This window comes from Chryseobacterium sp. W4I1, assembly GCF_030816115.1.
In the GTDB taxonomy this organism is placed as follows: Bacteria; Bacteroidota; Bacteroidia; order Flavobacteriales; family Weeksellaceae; genus Chryseobacterium.
The window spans coordinates 3,467,539-3,487,332 of record NZ_JAUSXQ010000001.1 but is presented as its reverse complement, the minus strand read 5'-3'; the positions used below and the strand labels follow the sequence as shown (position 1 = coordinate 3,487,332).

The following is a 19,794-nucleotide window of genomic DNA, read 5'->3' as shown; positions in this document are numbered from 1 at the left end:
AACAGGTTTCAGATAACAGACGAATTCCGGTCTGTTATCTGAAATCTCACATCTGAAATCTTATTTTAATTTCTCATTATTCTGATGCCGCTCCTTATCACGGTCAGTCTTAATCTTCATTTTTTTGTCGAAAGCTTCCTGCAGATTCACTCCGGTCTGGTTGGCCAAACATAATGTTACAAATAATACATCTGCCAATTCTTCCCCGAGATCTTTGCTTTTATCACTTTCTTTTTCGCTCTGTTCACCATATCTTCTGGCAATGATACGGGCTACTTCACCCACTTCTTCAGTAAGCATAGCCATATTCGTCAGTTCGTTAAAATAACGGACTCCTATAGTTTTGATCCATTCGTCAACCTGTTGCTGTAGCTGTGTGATTTCCATTATTGATACGCTCCAAGGGTAGGGTTGGTTGTTCTCGATACATTCACGATATCAAAAGGTACAGTACCTGCTACCGTTACATTTCCTTTTCCTCTTGCAGGAGATGACGTTTTTACTCTTAAATTCATTTTTGCAGCAAAATAGTTAAGGAATTCCGGCTCCTGATTCTTAAGGCTCTGGATTACATTAGGACTGGTGTCAAAATTAAACCCGGCTTCTGATGTTCCGGAATATTTGATCAGTGAATTCTGAATCAGAAATTCAAATTGCTGTCCCGGAGTCTGCTCCAGATTCACAGAATTATCCCTGTCTGAAAAGACGATACTGTTTTTTATATCAAGACGCTGTAGTGCACCTTGCTCCGTAGCTCCTGCAGCATTTTTCCATTCATTGGCTGCGGTAATTCCGTTTCTGTTGAACGATCCCATTGTTTTAGAATAATTCGCAATGGTAGCATGCGTGTAGCTGTGGTTTCCACCCCTGAAGATTCCGATGCACGATTCGCCACAATTATTCATTACTAAATTTTTAGCAGTGACTGTTGAGCCTACCGCATAAATGCCATACTCAAAGAAGGTATGGATGAATGAATTGCTGATATTGGCAGTGTTCTGTTTCATATCAAGTCCCCTTGTTCCTCCGAAAAGTCTGGCAAAATTCATATTAAGATTAGAATTGGCTTCCATTCGGATAGAATTCCAGTTTTTAGGGATCGTATCATAGAACGGGTCGTTTCTGTCACCACGCAGGATTACTTCGTCGTTCAAAGCTCCATTAATATTTAAAGTGGCTCCCGAAGAAACTTTCATACCGCTGTTCTTATGGAAATAAACTTTAGTTCCCGGCTGAATATCCAGTGTGATATTAGGATTAACAGTAAGATCTCCGTAGATGATCTTTGCCTTATCCTTGTTCCATGTCGTATGAGTGGAAATTACATTAGGATTGCCTGGGGTCTCGATGAAAAATTCAGCATCCTGAACTACAGAAAATAAAGTGACATGTTGCTGTCCCGCACCACTGTTGAATAAAATTTTATCTTCGGCGATGGCTTCAGGGCCTGTAGCCTGGGGTGCTATTTCAACAAAAATATACAAGCTGTCTTTCTTTCTCAAAGGAACGTCTTTGAAATCAAACCCCGGTTTTCCGTCTACATTGATCCTGTATAATGATGCACCTCCCTTTTCCAGATTAATCCTCGGGATCATAATATCTTTGTCTTCATTATTATATACCTTTACAAAATAAGTTTCCGAGCGTACCTGATGATAAACCGTATCACAGAATACCGTGTCTCTTGAAAAACTTAACTGCTGTGAAGGAGCATCAAAAGTAATATCGTCCTTATTACATGATACCGCTACAAGAAGCATCCAGAAAGAAAAAGCCAGTAATAGTTTGAATTTCATCGAAATTAAAGTTTAAATAGATTTCAAATTTAACGAAAATACTTTGAATTTCTTATCAATAAAAAAAAATTGGATACAGTATTTGGATATTTAAAAAAATGTTGTATTTTTGCAGCCTAAAATTAGCAGAGAAATACCATTACTATTTCGAAAGCAAACTTTAATTTTTTAAAAATTGTATTATGAAAAAAGGAATCCACCCAGAAAATTATAGACTTGTTGTTTTCAAAGATATGAGTAACGACGAGGTGTTTCTTTGCAAATCTACAGCAGAAACAAAAGACACTATCGAATATGAAGGACAAGAATACCCATTGATCAAAATGGAAATCTCTTCAACTTCTCACCCTTTCTACACTGGTAAAGTGAAACTAGTTGACACTGCAGGTAGAGTTGATAAGTTCATGAACAAATACAAAAAATTCGCTAAGTAATTTTTTGTTACCCAACATACTGAAGTCTTCCAATTTTTGGAAGACTTTTTTTTGATATAGAAATTAGTAATACATTACAGTTTATACTTTATTTTGATGATTGGAAATCGTCGTCTTTCCAGGCAGGCATTTTAATAAAGCTTCCATAAACTAATATCTAGCTTCTAACATCTAATCTCTAGTTTTCCATTCCAGCTATTTTTGTATTTTTGTTGTAAGCAGAAATTGAATCTTGTAAGTTCATTGTAAACGATGAATTCTGGCTCTAATTTCTAACTTCTAATCTCTAACTTCTATATTACAATGCAATTAGTATTTTCAGATGCCCAGTATTGGGAAGATTTTCTTCCGCTAACCTTTACCCGTCCGGTTGCCGCAATGCGCTGTGGGATCCTTACTTTTTCAGAACGATGGCAAAAGATCCTGGGAAATACCGAAGTCTCTTATTTCACAGAAAATTACCTTCAGAATAAATTTAAAAGTCCGGAAGATAAGGAAAGTCTTTTCCTGGTAACCAATTTTCTTCCGACTGAAACGGTAATCCAGCAAATCAAAGATCTTAAACAAGGGGAAGCTCTTGTGTATGAAGATGAACTGGTCGCTGCTAAAATCAATATGAAAGGTTTTTCGCTGAACCAGATCGAAAAGATGACGGATATAAAAGAGAAATTAACTTTCTTTAAAAAACCGGCAGACTTATTTACTTATAATCATCTGGCGATTGATTTTGATTTTGCTTTGCTTACTGAAGGAAGAATGTCACAGGAATTGTCTTCTACCAACGGATTTTTAGGTGATAAAAAAGACCTGTTTATTGAAGAAGGTGCTCAGATAGAATTTTCTACGATCAATACAAAGACAGGAAAGATCTACATTGGGAAAAATGCTGAGGTGATGGAAGGCTGCAATCTCCGCGGACCAATCTCTTTAGGAGAAGATTCTAAGTTTAATCTGGGGTCTAAAATTTATGGAGCTACCACGGTTGGCCCTCACTGTAAAGTAGGTGGTGAAGTGAACAACATCATTATATTTGGCTATTCAAGTAAAGGGCATGAAGGTTTTGTAGGGAATTCCGTGATCGGCGAATGGTGCAATTTCGGAGCGGATACGAATTCTTCCAACCTTAAAAACAACTACAGCCATGTCAAATTGTGGAGCTACAGAACAAAAGCTTTTGAAGACACAGGACTTCAGTTTGCCGGTCTTATTATGGGAGACCATTCTAAAACAGCGATCAATACTCAGCTGAATACAGGAACGGTAATAGGAGTTGCTTCCAATATTTTTAAACCGGGCTTTCCGCCAAACCTTGTTGAGAATTTTTCATGGGGTGGATTTAAAGATAGTGAAAGGTTTAAATTGGATAAAGCATATGAAGTCGCTGAGAAGGCGATGGCAAGACGAAAAGTGGCTTTAACGGATGAGGATAAGGGTATTTTGAAATATATTTTTGATACATATTAATAAAAAAACAAATCTCAGAATTTCTGAGGTTTTGTTTTTTTAGTTTATATTTTTTATTTTAAGATTTGCAGCTTTTAAAATAAGTTCTGTTACTTCATAAAATTTCCCGTGATATTCTTTTGAAATTCCATGAGTATAGAATTTATTCTCCGTATTATCTTTCTTAAAGTAAATCGAATTACTATCTCCATCTAAGATTCCAATAACATAATTTTGTTTTTTTGGCAATTCCAGTTCTTCTTGTTTTATGTTTAAAATAATATCAGAAATTTGCTGATACTGCTCATCAGAAATTCTTTTATTATCAAAGTGCTCTCCTCTTCTAAAGATTTTTACTATTACAGGTCTTTTTCTCTTTTTGTAAGTAGGAATCAATGTAATTGTTAATTTATCTCCTCCTATTACAACAGCATTCATATGATTAAACTGAATGAACTCAGAATTAACATTCTTTGCAGTACATGAAGTCAGCAGAGCTAACAAACAGATTGTTAATAAAAAACTTTTCATCTATTGTTTTGTTAAAACGATATCTTTTGGAAAATTAAAAGGCCATTCTTGTCCTTGCACCATAATCTGATTATAGTATTGACAGGATTCATTGATGCCACTTGGGTTATGCTCATAGTGTAAATTTATTTGCGTTTTTTGTACATCGATAAACGTAATATTTACATTAGCGGTAGCATTACACATATTTTTAGGTTGAAATAATAAATATTTCTGAGCGAAGTTTTTATATTGACCAAAAATGCCATTAAATTCTGGCGAGTTTTCATCAAAATTAGTTATTCTATCTATTTCCGTAGAACCACTAGAAGAAATTATTTTACGTTCACCAAGTATTTTATCTATATCATAATAACTGCCATCACTTGCTGTCCTCCTTTTTTTTATCTTTCTTAAGTCAAGATATAAAGTTTTCCCTTCCCAAGTCCCTTTCCAAGTCCCTACATATTGATTAAGCTCACCATCTAGATCCTTATAATATGCTGCATTAGGACGATCTACCATACTGCCATTCAATGGAAATATTTGCTGTGCAAAAATTAAATTAATACTTAAAATTAATAGTATAATTGATATCTTTTTCATTGTTTTATTTTTAAATATTAAGGGCAATTTGGAGTTGATAAATTATTTCCGTTCAACACTAGTTGTTTACTAGATCCATCACTGTCTGTTTCGTAGAGCTTTGCTCCATCTATATTCATGTTGACTTTCATAAATTTAAGGAATTCTTTTTGTAAATCTGTTGCTGAAATATTAGGATTCCCCATACTCTCTGAATAAATGCTATTAAAAGTTTCGATTTGAGCGTCTGTATACATACTAAGACTACCAACATCAATGCCATCTCCTCTCAGCTGATATACTCCCTGGCTGGTAACCACAGATAGAAAAACTTCACTTAATGGTATATTATTAGTTTGTGCATTTTGAAGTAATTGTATAAACAAATTAATATCGCCCGGTGAAAATATAGGAATTAAACCATCATAATGAGAATGCATGATTCCGTATGTTGTGTTAAAAATTTTAAAATCAAGTTTATTGGTTCCTGGTTTATTGCTTAATTCCTGATATTGGGTTGTCGTCTGACCTGATCCCGGTGGAGGGCTTCCTACTCTATAGCCACTTTCTGAAGAGTTATTAGTTTTGGTCTTTAAATTATCAACTTTTGCTTTGAAATTAGCATTTTGATTCTGAGCTTTCAATTTCTCACAAGGATTTACTGGTGGCTCGGGAGTGGGCGTATTGTTTCCGCCTCCACCTCCGCTTCCTCCGCTTGGGTCAAAACAGTTATTATACCCCGTACATCCTCCCTTAGGCCCACCTCCTGTAGGTTTTGGATTTTTCGGTGGTGGAGATATTATAATATCAGGAATACCGCAGGCATCATCCTCCTCAAACCCACAACCGCTTCCCTTATTTAGCAACCCTTTTTTCAGAGTATTCTTCATAAAAGCGATGCGGAATATCTCTATCACTTCAGTATAGTAAGAACTTCCGGAATTCAGTTTCCTGAATTCCACTTCTGTTTCGGTATTACTAAGAATACCAACCATAAGGCCGTCCACCTGATTGTTTTTGATAATGGGATACACCACCCAACGTTCTCCATCGTCCAAAAGCATTTGCTGGGAATAGAGTTTAAATTCTACATACTCAGACTCACCTTTTTTGAAGTTTCCTTTTTTCAGTAAAGAGGCTTTGGTGTAGTTGGTGCCATTGATCTGGTCATAGTTTTCCAAGAGTGTTTTAAATCCCTGAGCATAATTTACAGGTTCTTTGTTGGCTGAAGAAAATACCTGAAACTTATTTGAGTAAGAAGGCTCTTCATTACCAGAAAGATAATCTTCACTTGTCCTACAGGACTGTAGACTAATAGCCAGTGCTATCAACGGCAGGAGCCGGAAAATAAAATTTTTCTTCATGCATTTTTGTTTTTAATGAGTTAAATATATATATTTTTTATAACTCTACAAATGTGTGAAATATAATTTGAGAAAATACAGTAAGAAATTACTGATTTCCGTATTATTTTTCTAAAAGAAAAAATATGTATTTTTGAGGAAAATACTTTGTGCTATGACTTTAGGCGAAAAACTGAAAAAAGCGAGAATCAATAAAAACTTTACACAGGAATATCTTGCGGAAGTTCTACATGTGTCTCAGAAAACCTATTCCAATTTTGAGAATGATAAAAGCAAACCTGGCTTTTCGCAGGTAGAAGAAATTGCAAAAATTCTGGATGTAAGTGTGCTTGATTTTTTGAGTGGCGATGGATTATCTTTTAATTATGATAATGTTCATGGCGGAAATAATGGATTTATTTACCAAAATCAACTTCCTGAAAAATTAATAGAACAATACGAAGAAAGGCTGAAAGATAAGGATGCAGAGATTGCTTATCTTCGAAAACTTATCGATAAAAATTAAAACTTCAAGATTTTTGAAGTTTTTTTATTTTATGGTGTAATAGAATTAAGATTTTAATTGTCTTACTAATAGAAACAAAACTCATGACCCAAGAAACTTTCAAGAATACGGTGTTTATTCTCAAAGACGAGATGTATCGTTTTGCGAAAAGATTCGTTATGAGCAGTGATGAGGCAGAGGATGTGGTGCAGGACCTGATGATGAAATTCTGGCAGAAGAGGGAAGAACTGGAGCAGTTTGGAAATTTTAAATCCTACGCTTTGAAGTCTGTCCGGAACGAATGCCTGAATCGTCTGAAGCACCACGACGTGAGGCTGGGATTTGCAGATTTGCAGCTTCACCGCTCAGAATTGTACAGCATGGATATCAATAATCTGAAGGAGCATATTATAGGATTTATCAATCAGCTCCCCGAGAAACAGAAAATGGTGATCCATCTGAAAGATGTAGAAGAATATGAGGTCTCGGAAATTTCCGAAATGCTGGAAATGGAAGAAAACGCGGTAAGAGTAAATCTGATGCGGGCGAGACAAAAAGTAAAAGAACAAATATCACAACTGATGAGCTATGAACAAAGATCAATTTCAGAATAAATACGACGAAATCTTCCGCGAAATAAAGGAAGAGAAAATGGACTGGAGCTTTGAAGATTTTCTTCAGAAAGCTGAGGGCGGAGTCCCCGAATCTGGGGAAAATGAGGCTCCCATTATCCCTTTAAGCAAGACTAAACCATCTTTCCCGAAATGGTTCTGGATGGCAGCAGGCCTGGTATTGCTTTTCAGTGTTGGCTTTTTCTTTAATAATTACCAGACAGGTGCCAACGAAAAGGAGCAATTGGTAAAAGATGAGGTTTTAAAGCAGAAATCAAAATTTATAGAAGAAAATAATGACCATCAGGAACAGGTAGCGGTGAACCATACCGATTCTATTTCCGGAGCCAAAAAAGATTCTATCTTTCAGGAAAATACGGTAGCAGAAAAGGATGTAATGGATGAGATCCTGCCAAAAAGAGGACGGCTTAAAAAAGAAACCAAGCCTAGATTTGTAAACAATTCCTCTTTCAAAAGCAATAAGGCTTTAAATGATTCTACAGGTTATAAAAATTCTTATGTTATTGTCAACGGTAAAAGAATTGATAACGTAGAAGAAGCAATTAATGTGACTAAGTATTCATTCCAGATATTTGCAAATAACGTTAGTGAAAAATTAGCACAGCCTACAGTCGTAAACGACGATTATTAACAACAAAAATAGATTATACCCCTGATCAGGCAAGAATAATCAGCTTAAAAAATAAAAATTGACTCATGAAAAAAATATTCATAATATTCGCACTGGCCTTTACCCATTTCTTTACTTTGTATGGGCAGAGTGATAAGTTCGACAGGCTTTTTGAAAAGTATCAGGAAGTAGAAGGAGTGACCTCCATTAAAATTGCAAAGCCGATGTTCGGGATGCTCAGCAGTCTCAATATTGATGATTCACAGCTGGATCAGATCAAACCGTTGCTTTCTAAAATTAATGGATTGAAGATTCTGATTACTGAAAACCCTGAAAAAGCAAATACCAAAGAAGGAATTAAAGTTCAAACCCATCTTTCAGAGCTTAATAAAGACGTTGCATCTTATTTAAAAAACCTGAATTATAGCGAGATCATGTCTGTTAATAATTCCGGATCGAAAATCAAATTTCTTTCTTCCGAAGCAAAGGACGGAATACTTGATGATCTTTTGTTAAGTATTGATGGCGGAACGGGAGAGAATATTCTGGTCATGCTGGATGGCAAGCTTTCTATGGATGATGTGAACAAGATCATCAATTCCAGCGAAACAAAAACAAACTCAAATACCCATACCAGAAGCAGCGTTACATCTGAAACTAATTCCTCTTACCTCAATGGGGAAGCCAGAAATGTGGGTGAATTTTCAGGAATTCAGGTCAGTACAGGAGTGAATCTGGTTTTCAAACAGGAAAGTCCTACCAATGTGAAAGTAATTGCCGATGCGGATAAGCTTCAGTATATCATCACAAAAGTAGAAAATGGAACACTGAAAGTATATATAGATAATAAAGGACAAAAAAATATAAAATTTAAAAACCTAAGTGTAAACGTCTCCTCTCCGAGAATGGATAATATCAAAGTGTCTTCGGGAGCTATTTTCTCAGTAGTGAATTCTATAAAAGAAAATAATCTGAGTATTGATGTATCGTCGGGAGCAAATGTGAAAGGAGACTTTAAAATTTCGAATACAGTTGATGTTAATGCCTCTTCAGGCTCAGTTATCAGAGCGGGAATTACAGCAGGAACTATTCTTGCAAAAATTTCAAGCGGGGCAAATACCGCTTTTGAAGGAAAGGCAGATTCAGGAACTATAGATATCAGCAGCGGTGCACTTTGTAAGGCAGACGAACTAAGAATAGACAATCTTGAGGCTGAAGCAACATCTGGAGGAAACCTTTCTGTGAATGTATCTGCAAGACTGAAAGTAAGAGCTTCCTCGGGAGGGCTAATAAGATATAAAGGGAAACCGGAAATAGAATCTAATATCAGTAAAATTTCAGGAGGAAGTCTGAAACCTATCGATTAAAAGTAGTAACAATGAAAACTTTAAAAAACATTTTTTTAAGAATCCTGACCCTCCTTTTGCTTCAGTCCTGTATCGTTTCAGGAAGACCCAATATGGATTTTGTTAAACATTCCGGGTATGATTTTAAAGGAGCAAGATTTGCCAGCTTTAATGTGCCTGTGTTTTTAGCTAAACCTTTTATAAAGAAAGCTTTGAGAGAAGATGGGGAAAGCGAAGAAGTTATTGACCTGATTAAAAAAGTTTCAAAAATAAAGGTGATGACCGTTGATAACGGGAGCAAGGATATGCTGAACGAATACTCCAGGTATTTAAATGATAACGATTTTGAAGATTGGGCGACCATCAAACATGACGGCGACAATGTCAATGTAAGAGTAAAGCAGAATGGAGAAACCATTAAAAACATGATGATCACTGTAAATTCAGATAAAGAGCTGGTATTTGTGGATGTAAGAGGCAATTTTACAGCGAACGATATTTCAAAAGTGATTAATGCCGCTTCAGATAAATAATCATCATTTCTTATCGTTTATAATAACTATTACAAGTAGTTTCATACTACACTAATTATTTTGTACAGAAAGACCGTTCTTAATAGGAGCGGTTTTTCGATTTAAGTTATTGATTATTAAATTTTATTTAAACTATTGAAAAGGATTTTCATATCTCGTTAAAATAGCCTAATTTTGCAAAGAAAGTAAAGATGTCTATTCATAACAAAATTGTAGAGACAGCCATCACTTTCGATGACGTTCTTCTAGTCCCTTCTTATTCAGAAGTTTTACCTAACCAGGTATCATTAAAATCAAGACTTACCGACAAAATCACGCTGAATGTTCCGATAGTTTCTGCTGCGATGGACACAGTTACTGAAGGAGATCTGGCCATTGCCCTGGCAAGAGTTGGTGGTTTAGGTTTTATTCACAAAAATATGACAATCGCTGAGCAGGCTGCTCAGGTAAATCGTGTAAAACGTTCCGAAAACGGAATGATTTCTGATCCTGTGACCCTTTCAAAAGATCATACCCTGGCCCAGGCTAAGGAAACGATGGCGAAATATAAGATTTCCGGTCTTCCTGTGGTAGATGCTGATAATGTATTAATCGGAATCATTACCAACAGAGATGTGAAGTATCAGGAAAACCTTGATATGAAAGTCGAAGAGATCATGACCAAAGAAAATCTGATCACTTCTGATAAAAATACCAACCTTGAGAAAGCAAAAGAAATTCTTCTTAAAAGCAGAGTTGAAAAGCTTCCTATCGTAGATCAGAACAATAAACTTGTTGGATTGATCACCATTAAAGATATTGACAATCAGCTGGAATATCCAAACTCAAATAAAGATCACAAAGGACGACTTATCGTAGGAGCCGGAGTTGGAGTTGGTGAAGATACGATGGACAGAATTGCAGCATTGGTAAACGCCGGTGTTGATATTGTAGCTATTGATTCTGCTCACGGACATTCCAAAGGAGTTTTAGATAAAATTTCAGAAATCAGAAGAGCATATCCTGATCTGGATATTGTAGGAGGAAATATCGTAACGGCTGAAGCAGCAAAAGACCTGATTGAAGCAGGAGCTAATGTTCTTAAAGTAGGAGTGGGGCCTGGTTCTATCTGTACAACAAGAGTTGTGGCAGGAGTCGGTGTTCCTCAGTTATCTGCTATTTATAACGTTTACGAGTATGCTGCAACTAAAAATGTAACGGTTATCGCTGACGGAGGGATCAAGCTTTCCGGAGATATCGTAAAAGCAATTGCAAGTGGAGCAGGAGCTGTAATGCTGGGTTCTCTTTTAGCTGGAACGGATGAAGCTCCGGGAGAAGAAATTATTTTCCAGGGAAGAAAGTTCAAATCTTATCAGGGAATGGGAAGTCTTTCCGCAATGAAGAGAGGTGGAAAAGAAAGATATTTCCAAAGTGAGGCTAAAAAATTCGTACCGGAAGGAATCGAAGGAAGAGTACCCCATAAAGGCAAACTGGAGGATGTGATCTTCCAATTGACCGGAGGCTTAAGAGCAGGAATGGGATACTGTGGGGCTAAAGATATGGAGGCTTTACAGAAAGATACCAAAATGGTAATGATCACCGGAAGCGGATTGAAAGAATCTCACCCACATGATGTAATTATCACTCAGGAAGCTCCGAACTATTCTTTTTAGGAGTATTTAAATGATATAATATCAATGCCGTACAGATCTGTGCGGCATTTTTTGTTAAATATTCTCAACTGATTTTAACAAATTTAAATCTACGCTTAATCACAGTGTTTAGAAATCTCCCTTTTGATCTGGCTTCCCGGAACTTTTCTGAAACAGATAAAGGCACTTTCAAATAGTCATAAACGGCTCCCGACTGATATATGATTCTTAATATTTCAGTCTCAGGAAAATAAATATAACTGTTGACTACACTTGAAGGCATATTTTACAGTCAACAAAAAATATTCCTTAAACAAAAAATAGTCTTAGAAAATTTCTAATTATACTTAATCAATTACTGATATAAAGAAATACTTCTGTTTTTTTTGACTGATTTAGTTTTATGAAAATGCAATTGAATCTGCTGCACAAAGAATTGTAAAAGAAAAACCTTTCAGAATAAACCGAAAGGTGGAAATTATATTAATTTGATTTGTCATTATTCTATTGATTCAGCTGATTGTGATAATCTGCAATATGAAGATATCCTTCTTCTTTTATGCTTACTTCCAGCTGGTGTTTTTTAGCGATGTCATAAATTTCTTTAGGTAGCATGCTGCCCTTTTTGCTTAGTTCAATACTCATATCTTTCAGAAGATTCAGGTGAAGAATAAGATCTTCCCTTGTCTTTTTAGCAAGCTCCTGCATCAGTTTTTCGATCTTCTTATCCGTGATATGATGCTGCATGCGGTGGGCATATTCTTCAAAGCTGTAGGCAGCCTGGAATTCTTCATCAAATCCATATTTCCTGATATAATCTGTTGCAAGAATCGTGGCCTGCTCCCGGTCATGGCTTCTTCCTATACTTGCATTATTTTCTCCAAATATAATCTCTTCTGCAATACCTCCTGCCAGATAAATTTTAATTCTGTCCAGAAGGCTTTCTTTCGTATCGTGGATCTGGTGAGGAAATGTAAATCCTGCCGCATAGCTGCTGGCCACTTTACTCTTCAATTGCAATGGGGCAAAGCCGGTATAAAGCATATAAGAAACTGCATGTCCGCATTCGTGAACGCTGATATTGGCTACTGCGTCCTCCTGATTAGACTGTCTGATACTGTCAATTCTTCCTGTGTAGGGAATTTCTATCATGCGTTCACCCACTTTTCCGGTGATCATTTTTTGCGCTACCGGATAATCTATTTCTACAGTTTTATCATCATGACTGATTGCTTCAAAAAGAAATTTGCTGAGATTCGTTTCCAGGATATCTACTACACTGCTGAAAACAGGACGCACACCCTGAACAGGGAATACCCCGTTTCTGTAAATCAGATCATTGATATTTTTGCTGATCTTCAGGCTAATCCTGAATTTAGATTTTGTCTTCTTTTTAAGGTTGCTGATCTCCCTTTGGATGAGTTGCTGAAAATCTTCTGTTTTTAATGAAAAATATATCAAATGAATATTTCCAAACCTTGCAACCTGCTCCGGGCGGAATTTTCTGGACAAAGCATTTTTTATATCAACAACTGTAATTTTCTTTGTAAAGGCATGGTAAATATTAGCATCTATATCTGCCTCACTTGTTTCACGGGACATCTGGAAAGCTTCATCCAGATTTCCGCTGATGATGATCAGCATTTTACTGTAATCTACCGGTTCATAGATTTTTTTCTCTTTTTGTTTCTGAAGGATTAGTTTGATCATATCTTCCTCCTTCATGTCAATAATGCTCATCACATCATCTTCCATGCTGAGGTATTTTTTCAACTCCTTGGCATCCCATAGATTCAGATAAGGATTTTCTTCCATGTCCGTTTCCCCGTTCATTTTCTTTCGGTCGTTTTCTTTTTTACGCAAAAGATAAGAGAATAGGTAATGCTCAAGGTCATCACGTTCTCTTCTGCTTAAACGGCCATCACTTAAAAGTTCCCAAAAGTCTGTAAATTTGGTCTGCGGAACAGGTGTGCCATCCGGATCTATTGTATTAAAACGTTGGATTTCATCGAAGAGAACAATGCTCGGTTTCTCGTCATTTAGGCGATTGCTTTGAAAAATATCGGAAACACTTTTACTCCACGACGTTTCATCGCTGTTGCTGAGCTCTATTTCTACAAAACGGTTCTGGAATTCCAGAAAGCGGACAGTTTTTCTTACCAGATCAGTTTTTCCTACGCCTGTCATTCCCCATAAGTTGATTACAACAGGTCTTGTCAGAATTTCCGGCATTAGGTACCAAATCTGAAGATATTCCATCAAATCATCAATAATCTTATCTATTCCGATGAATTCTTTTTTCAGGAATGTTTTGCAGTCGTCCAGTTTTTTCTTTTTCTTCTGGATCTCTTCTTTATCAATAATCATGTGTGAAAAATACACTATTTTTTTAAATTATCCTTAAAATCATCGATCCGGAAATCAGTTAAAGCATTTCCCTTCTCAATTTTTTCCTTCGAATAAAGCTTGAAGTCATTTTCAGTTTTTTCTAAAAGATAATCATACGGTCCTACCTGGGAAATTAATTTCACCAATACCGGGGAGATTTCAAGACAGATAAAAAGGCCCATGATAAAAGCCGCTGCCAGTCCTATGATGGCTGAATTTTTCCCCAATTCATCCAAAGCCTGAAGTCGAGCTGCAAACCCATTGAATTTATCCTCAAAAGTCTCCGTAGATTTCCTTTCCGTTTCCAGATTTGTATAAACTTTAGAGATTTCCTTGTCTAAGTAATCAAGTCTTGCCGTATTCTGTTTCTGAAAATTTTCAAGATCCTGACGTCTCTGTTCCTTTAGTTCCTGCTTACGTTTTGCATTCGGTCCGAAACCTTCTTTTCCACTCGTCAAACCAGACTGTTTTCCGAGAATTTCTTTTTCGAGCTCTACAGATGCGGAATCGTAAGACTTTTGATATTGGGCTGTCTTTTCAGCAATCTGTTTCTTTTCCGTTTCAAAAGGGCCGCTCTGCTGTAGGATTCTCCCGTTCATTTCTCCCTGAAGCTGTTTTTTATTTCTCTGAATAATGGTATTCAGCTGTTTATTAACTTCTTTTTCAAAGATTTTAAGCTCCAAAGGCTTGGAGATAATAATTCCAAGGAAAGTTGCTAAAATTAAACGCGGAATAGCCATCAGTATTTGATTCCACCAGGTTCCTGTTTTTTTGATAGAAGAAACAATGTAGCGGTCAAGATTGAAAATCATCAGTCCCCAAAGAACACCAAATCCTATTGAAGTCCAGATATTATCAAATACAGTATACATGGCATAACCTGCAGACAGCGTCGCAAATACTGCGGTGAATAATACAATACCGCCGATCCCGGAAAATTTATTCCATTCGCTCGGGGTCTTTCTCAAAATATGAATGTTTCCTCCGGAACATACCATCAGAAACTTCTGGAACCAGTTTATTTTATGATTCGCTTGATTTATAATTGGTTGGTTTGTTTTCATTAATGAAAATTTATACAAATGTAACACTAAAAATCATACCAATGTAAAAGATAGTATTATGTTTTGCCAAGTAATTAGGTGGTTTTATTTAATTTGTTGATTCACACAATATTAATTTATTTACTCTATATACATTATATCCTGTTTAAATACGTCAAATTCTGTCGTTGTCTCAGTATACCTTTACGATAATAAATTTAATAATAAAGAGATTGCAAGTATGAATAATGCAGTGAGATGTATTAAGAATATAATAATATTCACATATCATAGATTTAATATTGTTTCATATTGTTAAAAAATGTTAATTTTACAGCCTTAATTATAAAAACTAGTACTAATTTAAAAACACAAACAGATGAAGAAATTCTACTCTGGTGCATTGGTCTTATGCACAGTCTTTGGGCTGTCTGCCCAGGAAGTTTTATGGCAGAAAGATATCAAATCCTCTACACAGGATTTTCTAAGCCAGATTACGACAACAATCGATCAGCAATATTTAATTACCGGAAGTTCAATCCAGCCTGCTAAGATTCAGGAAGGAAATAAACAGAATAACGGCTATGACTTTCATGTGGTAAAACTCAACCAACAAGGAGAAGAGGTCTGAGAGAAATATTTCTCAGGACAGAACCATGATTACCTGTTAGCTTCAGTAGCCACCCAGGAAGGAGGATTTCTTCTCGCTGGAACTTCCTATTCCGGAAAAGGGTTAGATAAAAAAGAAGATTCCAAAGGTGGATCGGACATTTGGTTGATTCGACTTAATGAATTCGGAGATGAATTATGGCAGAAAACAGTGGGAAGTCCTTCCGATGAAGAAGCCAAATCTGTTATCCAAACAACTGATCTTGGATTCTTTGTGTCTGGTAACATACAAAATTCGGCTAAAGGGTATGGCTCCAAAGATGTTTTGATAGTAAAACTCGATAAAAACGGGAAAGAACTTTCTCAATCCATTGTAGGAGGCAAAGGTCTGGATGAAGTAGAGAAAATGATTCCTACGAAAGATGGAGGAGCTTTGTTGGGAATTTATTCAAGAAGCACTACAGGCGGTTCAAAGAAAACCGAAAATTATGGCGAAGGAGATTACTATATCATCAAGCTGGATAAAACCGGGAAAGTAGAATGGGAAAAGAATTTTGGCGGAAAAGGAGATGATCACATCAGAACACTGTCATTGACATCAGCAGGCTATTTGATTGGTGGCGAATCCAGATCCGAGAGATCCGGAAATAAAACAGCAGGCATTGAAGAAGGAACCGATCTATGGCTTATTTCATTGAACGAAAGAGGGGAAGAAATCTGGCAGAAATCCTACAAGTTTGGGAATAGAGATATCCTGATGGGAGTGAGTGTTATTCAGAGCCAGGATACAAGATCCAAGAACCAAGATGTGATCAAAGGAATTCTATTGGGTGGTTATACGCAGGCAGAAGGAAGAATTGAGACTGATGATGAAACCTTCTGGATGCTGTATCTGAACCAGGATGGAAATGAGCAGTGGAGAAAACATGTCAAAGGAGAATCCAGAAAAAGAGAAGAAAGGCTTTCAGATATAAAGCTGAACAGGGATGGTTCTATTATTCTGGCAGGAACCAGCGCCGAAGAACTCGGGAAAGAGAACTGGAAGATTGTGAAGCTTGGAGATAAACAACTTGATCAGTTGATCGAAAAACAAGACATCAAAATTTATCCTAATCCTGTTTCAGATTATGCTTATGTAGAAATAGGTTTTGATTTTAAAGAGGCGGATATTATGTTGTATGATATGGGAGGAAGACAATTGCAAAGTCTGAAAACTAAGAATAAAGTAACGAAGATCAATACGCAAAACTTAATTCAAGGGGCTTATCTGATAACAATAGAAACAGATATCAATAAAACAGTTAGCACCAAACTAATCAAGAAATAGTAATCATGAAAAAAAATATAATTTTAGCCTCAACATTATTGAGTTTTTTATATCAGGCACAAGGAATACAGAATTATAAAAATTTTGGAGATAATTTCTTTCCTCAAAGTCCAAATACTACTCCTTTTGCAGTGACCGGAAAATATCCTGTAAATATGTATAAGGGAGTTCCTGTTATAAATATTTCATTATTCAGCACACAGAAAGGGCAAAGCAATTTTGCAATGTCGTTAGATTATAATGTAAAAACCGTAAAGCCATCCACAATCCCGACATGGACAGGCTTGGGATGGAGTCTTAATGTGGGAGGTTCTGTAACAAGAATTGTAAACGGAGGAGTGGATGAGGTGTATACTGGAATTTATACCGTTCCATATAATCACTTTTCTTATCTGGATAATTATTCCATGCTGGATAATCCAAACTGGGATACACAACAGGCAATGAATGATTTTTTTGTTACCAATTATGACAATAATTTACCTAATGCGTTTCCAACTGTAGTTCCTGCGCCTGATGAATTTATCATTAATGTAGGCGGAATCACAGGGAGCTTTTATCTGAATGAAAAAGGAAAGTGGATTGGCCGTACCAGAGAAGGAAGGACTTTTAAAGTGGAACATCAATATAAATTTGATTATAAACTACCTGAAAATATTATCGTCGGAACACAATATACTACGATTCCAAGATATTATACATTAAAAAGGATTTTGTATGGATTCAATATCATTATGGATGATGGAACAAAGTATGTTTTTGGGTTAGATGACACTGCTATAGAATTTTCATCAACGTCAGAACAGGTAGATACAAGTTTTAATCCTCAGATTATTCCGGCTTCATGGCAAGTTAAAGAAATTATCTATCCAGACGGTAAAAATATGAAGTTTACCTATACTCGTGATGACAGAAGCGTTTTTGTAGTAAATCGAAGCGGAAATGCTTCTTGGGATAAAAATGGATCATTATTCGGAAATATCAGTAATTCTTCTTCTACAGGACAGACATTTATCCTTACCAGCAACAGGTTGAATAATGTTTTTTTAACAAAAGTGGAGGGCGAGGATTTTGTTGTTAACCTTAACAGGTCTATGGCTGATCAGAAAGAATATGATGAATTCGAATTCCCTGCGAATGAATGGATTCCACCATATGCTCATCATTTACAAAGCTATAATAATCATAAGCATTGGCATAAGCTTGATAATATTACTGTTACAGACAGAGGAGGAAAAGTAATAAAAAATATTGCTTTTACTTATAATAATGATCCTAACGATCGACTTTTACTTAATAATTTAACAATCAATACAATAGAGAAATATTCGTTTCAGTATAACGGCACGAAATTGCCAAAATATACTACAGATAAAATTGATGGATGGGGATATTATAATGGAAACAATTTTGAATCTGATTATTTTTCACTCTATACTATGACACCTGACCAGCAGAAAAATGTCTATCAGAACATTTACCCGAATTACAAAATGCCTAACCTTAACCTGACCAAAGCACAAACATTGGAACAGATTACTTATCCAACTGGTGGAAAAACGAACTTTGAATATGAATTGAACGATTATTCCAAATATGGTGATAAGGATATGAGCCAAAGTATGCTAAAGCTGTATACAACCTCTGCCGTTAAAGAGACGGGAGGTGGGTTAAGAATTAAAAAAATTAGTTCCTGTAATGAAAATAATTATTGCTTTAACAAAACATATTCCTACGTAAGTGATGGTGGAATTTCTTCAAGCGGAATACTTCCATATAAACCTATTTATTTAATAGAAGGAGGCGAACCCTCCATAAACTATAGCTTCTGGGATTTCAATTTCAATTCCTACCAAAGCCTTAAAGACGAAGATAATTCGGTAGGCTACAGTAAAGTAACTGAGATTGATGATAACGGTGGAAAAAAAGAAAGTTATTTTACCAATTTTGATCAGGAAAGTTCAAATGATTTGAGAGGCAGAGCTTATATGGGTTGGGGTATACCCGCGTTGTATAAGCAACTTCCATATACTTCATATTCACTGATGCGCGGAAAGGCTTTGAAAGAAATAATCTGGTCTGATACCCAAAAGATAAGTGAAACTAATTATACTTATATACAGCAGCAGGATTATCTTAGAGCTTATACATCGATTCATAAACGCTTCAGCCAAAGTGTGGGGACACCTGGATCATCCTTCCAAAATGCCGGAACATGGTATGGAGTTTTACTTGATGCTTATCATATAAATTTCAATACTAGCTTTCTGTCTCAAAAGAAAACAGTTTTTGATAATATGGAAACCATCGAGACCAATGCATATAACAATATATATAATACACCTATTAATCAGACTAAAAGTGATGGAACAGATAGTTATCTCACAACTTATAAATATGCTTCAGATATTAACAATCAGGCAATGGTTAACGCATATATGGTGGGAGTTCCTGTAGAAAGTGAAACGAAAAAAAACAATAAAACAATCGCAAAGATTGATAATGTTTATCCAACATCATTGCCCACAGGGCAAACTGGAAATCTGTTACTCCCTACATCTATTTTATCATATGATCTTCAAACAAATTTGCCATCCGAAGAAGTGGTATTTAACCGATATGATACCAAAGGAAATCCTATACAATACACCACAAAAGATGGTATTTCAACAACAGTTATTTGGGGCTACAACAAAACCCAGCCTATTGCTAAAATAGAAGGAGCAAAATTATCAGATATCTCACAAACGGTGATAGACAGTATCGTTAACGCATCTACTAATGATGCCCAGCTGGGTACTGATACCTCAGAGCAGTCTTTAATTTCAGCTTTGGATATTTTCAGAAATAACTCTGCATTATCAAACTATCAGATCAGTACCTATACTTACGACCCATTAATCGGAGTTAGAAGCATTACCCCGCCTTCCGGCATCAGGGAAATGTATGTTTATGACACAGCTAATCGATTAAAGGAAGTGAAACAGCTGAGTAAAGATGCTGCAGGAAATCCTGTATACAAAATAGTTAAAGAATATAAATACAACTATAAAAACTAA

Annotated in this window: 19 protein-coding genes; 11 read left to right on the top strand and 8 right to left on the bottom strand. The window is 36.0% G+C overall.

Translation table 11 applies throughout. The features are described 5' to 3' along the window. Positions 1-60 precede the first annotated feature (60 nt). Both QF044_RS16290 and QF044_RS16285 read right to left on the bottom strand, forming a co-directional pair. Positions 61-387, bottom strand: a complete 327-nt coding sequence (locus QF044_RS16290) for a nucleotide pyrophosphohydrolase (RefSeq protein ID WP_034731670.1) — start codon at positions 385-387, stop codon at positions 61-63. Continuing rightward, the gene (locus tag QF044_RS16285; protein WP_307269458.1) at positions 387-1,796 is read right to left on the bottom strand and encodes a hypothetical protein; all 1,410 of its coding nucleotides are present in this window, start codon (positions 1,794-1,796) and stop codon (positions 387-389) included. The genes QF044_RS16290 and QF044_RS16285 overlap by 1 nt, the downstream gene beginning before the upstream one ends. 182 nt (positions 1,797-1,978) lie before the next feature. On the opposite strand from QF044_RS16285, the gene QF044_RS16280 reads away from it, so the two are divergent. After that, positions 1,979-2,230 carry a type B 50S ribosomal protein L31 gene (locus QF044_RS16280; protein WP_040997690.1) on the top strand — a complete coding sequence of 84 codons (252 nt, stop codon included), beginning with the start codon at positions 1,979-1,981 and terminating at the stop codon, positions 2,228-2,230. Between the two features lie 303 nt (positions 2,231-2,533). Continuing rightward, on the top strand, positions 2,534-3,694 hold the full coding sequence (locus tag QF044_RS16275) for a putative sugar nucleotidyl transferase (RefSeq protein WP_307269452.1): 1,161 nt from the start codon (positions 2,534-2,536) through the stop codon (positions 3,692-3,694). Between the two features lie 39 nt (positions 3,695-3,733). Here QF044_RS16275 and QF044_RS16270 read toward each other — a convergent pair whose 3' ends face one another. Genes QF044_RS16270 through QF044_RS16260 form a run of 3 tightly spaced genes read right to left on the bottom strand, consistent with a single transcriptional unit; the run spans position 3,734 to position 6,132 of the window. Beyond that, the gene (locus QF044_RS16270) at positions 3,734-4,204 is read right to left on the bottom strand and encodes a hypothetical protein (protein ID WP_307269450.1); all 471 of its coding nucleotides are present in this window, start codon (positions 4,202-4,204) and stop codon (positions 3,734-3,736) included. Next, positions 4,205-4,789, bottom strand: coding sequence for a DUF6705 family protein (locus tag QF044_RS16265; protein WP_307269447.1), 585 nt, complete (start codon positions 4,787-4,789; stop codon positions 4,205-4,207). A gap of 17 nt (positions 4,790-4,806) precedes the next feature. Next, the gene (locus QF044_RS16260) at positions 4,807-6,132 is read right to left on the bottom strand and encodes a hypothetical protein (protein ID WP_307269443.1); all 1,326 of its coding nucleotides are present in this window, start codon (positions 6,130-6,132) and stop codon (positions 4,807-4,809) included. A 154-nt stretch (positions 6,133-6,286) separates the two neighbouring features. Between QF044_RS16260 and QF044_RS16255 the strand changes: the two genes are divergently transcribed. From QF044_RS16255 to guaB, 6 genes are all read left to right on the top strand, one after another. Beyond that, positions 6,287-6,637, top strand: coding sequence for a helix-turn-helix domain-containing protein (locus QF044_RS16255; protein ID WP_307269441.1), 351 nt, complete (start codon positions 6,287-6,289; stop codon positions 6,635-6,637). 83 nt (positions 6,638-6,720) lie between these two features. Further along, on the top strand, positions 6,721-7,230 hold the full coding sequence (locus QF044_RS16250) for an RNA polymerase sigma factor (RefSeq protein ID WP_307269439.1): 510 nt from the start codon (positions 6,721-6,723) through the stop codon (positions 7,228-7,230). Further along, on the top strand, positions 7,205-7,879 hold the full coding sequence (locus QF044_RS16245) for a hypothetical protein (RefSeq protein ID WP_307269435.1): 675 nt from the start codon (positions 7,205-7,207) through the stop codon (positions 7,877-7,879). Before QF044_RS16250 ends, QF044_RS16245 begins: the two co-directional genes overlap by 26 nt. A gap of 65 nt (positions 7,880-7,944) precedes the next feature. After that, positions 7,945-9,225, top strand: coding sequence for a DUF4252 domain-containing protein (locus QF044_RS16240; protein WP_307269432.1), 1,281 nt, complete (start codon positions 7,945-7,947; stop codon positions 9,223-9,225). A gap of 11 nt (positions 9,226-9,236) precedes the next feature. Next, positions 9,237-9,737: a DUF4252 domain-containing protein gene (locus QF044_RS16235; RefSeq protein WP_307269430.1), complete on the top strand. Its 501-nt coding sequence runs from the start codon at positions 9,237-9,239 to the stop codon at positions 9,735-9,737. A 191-nt stretch (positions 9,738-9,928) separates the two neighbouring features. After that, positions 9,929-11,389 carry an IMP dehydrogenase gene (guaB, locus tag QF044_RS16230; protein ID WP_307269428.1) on the top strand — a complete coding sequence of 487 codons (1,461 nt, stop codon included), beginning with the start codon at positions 9,929-9,931 and terminating at the stop codon, positions 11,387-11,389. A 64-nt stretch (positions 11,390-11,453) separates the two neighbouring features. Here the strand turns inward: guaB and QF044_RS16225 are convergent, their stop codons facing one another. The 3 genes from QF044_RS16225 to QF044_RS16215 form a co-directional block, all read right to left on the bottom strand. After that, positions 11,454-11,651, bottom strand: a complete 198-nt coding sequence (locus tag QF044_RS16225; RefSeq protein WP_307269427.1) for a KTSC domain-containing protein — start codon at positions 11,649-11,651, stop codon at positions 11,454-11,456. A 221-nt stretch (positions 11,652-11,872) separates the two neighbouring features. Then, a complete protein-coding gene (locus QF044_RS16220) occupies positions 11,873-13,735 on the bottom strand; it encodes an AAA family ATPase (RefSeq protein ID WP_307269424.1) in 1,863 nt (620 codons plus the stop codon). Positions 13,736-13,749: 14 nt separating this feature from the next. Then, complete coding sequence (locus QF044_RS16215) at positions 13,750-14,820, bottom strand: DUF4407 domain-containing protein (protein ID WP_307269421.1); 1,071 nt, start codon at positions 14,818-14,820, stop codon at positions 13,750-13,752. A 358-nt stretch (positions 14,821-15,178) separates the two neighbouring features. Between QF044_RS16215 and QF044_RS16210 the strand changes: the two genes are divergently transcribed. The 3 genes from QF044_RS16210 (at position 15,179) to QF044_RS16200 (ending at position 19,794) form a co-directional block, all read left to right on the top strand. Beyond that, the gene (locus QF044_RS16210) at positions 15,179-15,430 is read left to right on the top strand and encodes a hypothetical protein (protein WP_307269419.1); all 252 of its coding nucleotides are present in this window, start codon (positions 15,179-15,181) and stop codon (positions 15,428-15,430) included. 144 nt (positions 15,431-15,574) lie between these two features. Beyond that, positions 15,575-16,735, top strand: coding sequence for a T9SS type A sorting domain-containing protein (locus QF044_RS16205; protein WP_307269418.1), 1,161 nt, complete (start codon positions 15,575-15,577; stop codon positions 16,733-16,735). A 5-nt stretch (positions 16,736-16,740) separates the two neighbouring features. Then, positions 16,741-19,794 carry a hypothetical protein gene (locus QF044_RS16200; RefSeq protein ID WP_307269416.1) on the top strand — a complete coding sequence of 1,018 codons (3,054 nt, stop codon included), beginning with the start codon at positions 16,741-16,743 and terminating at the stop codon, positions 19,792-19,794.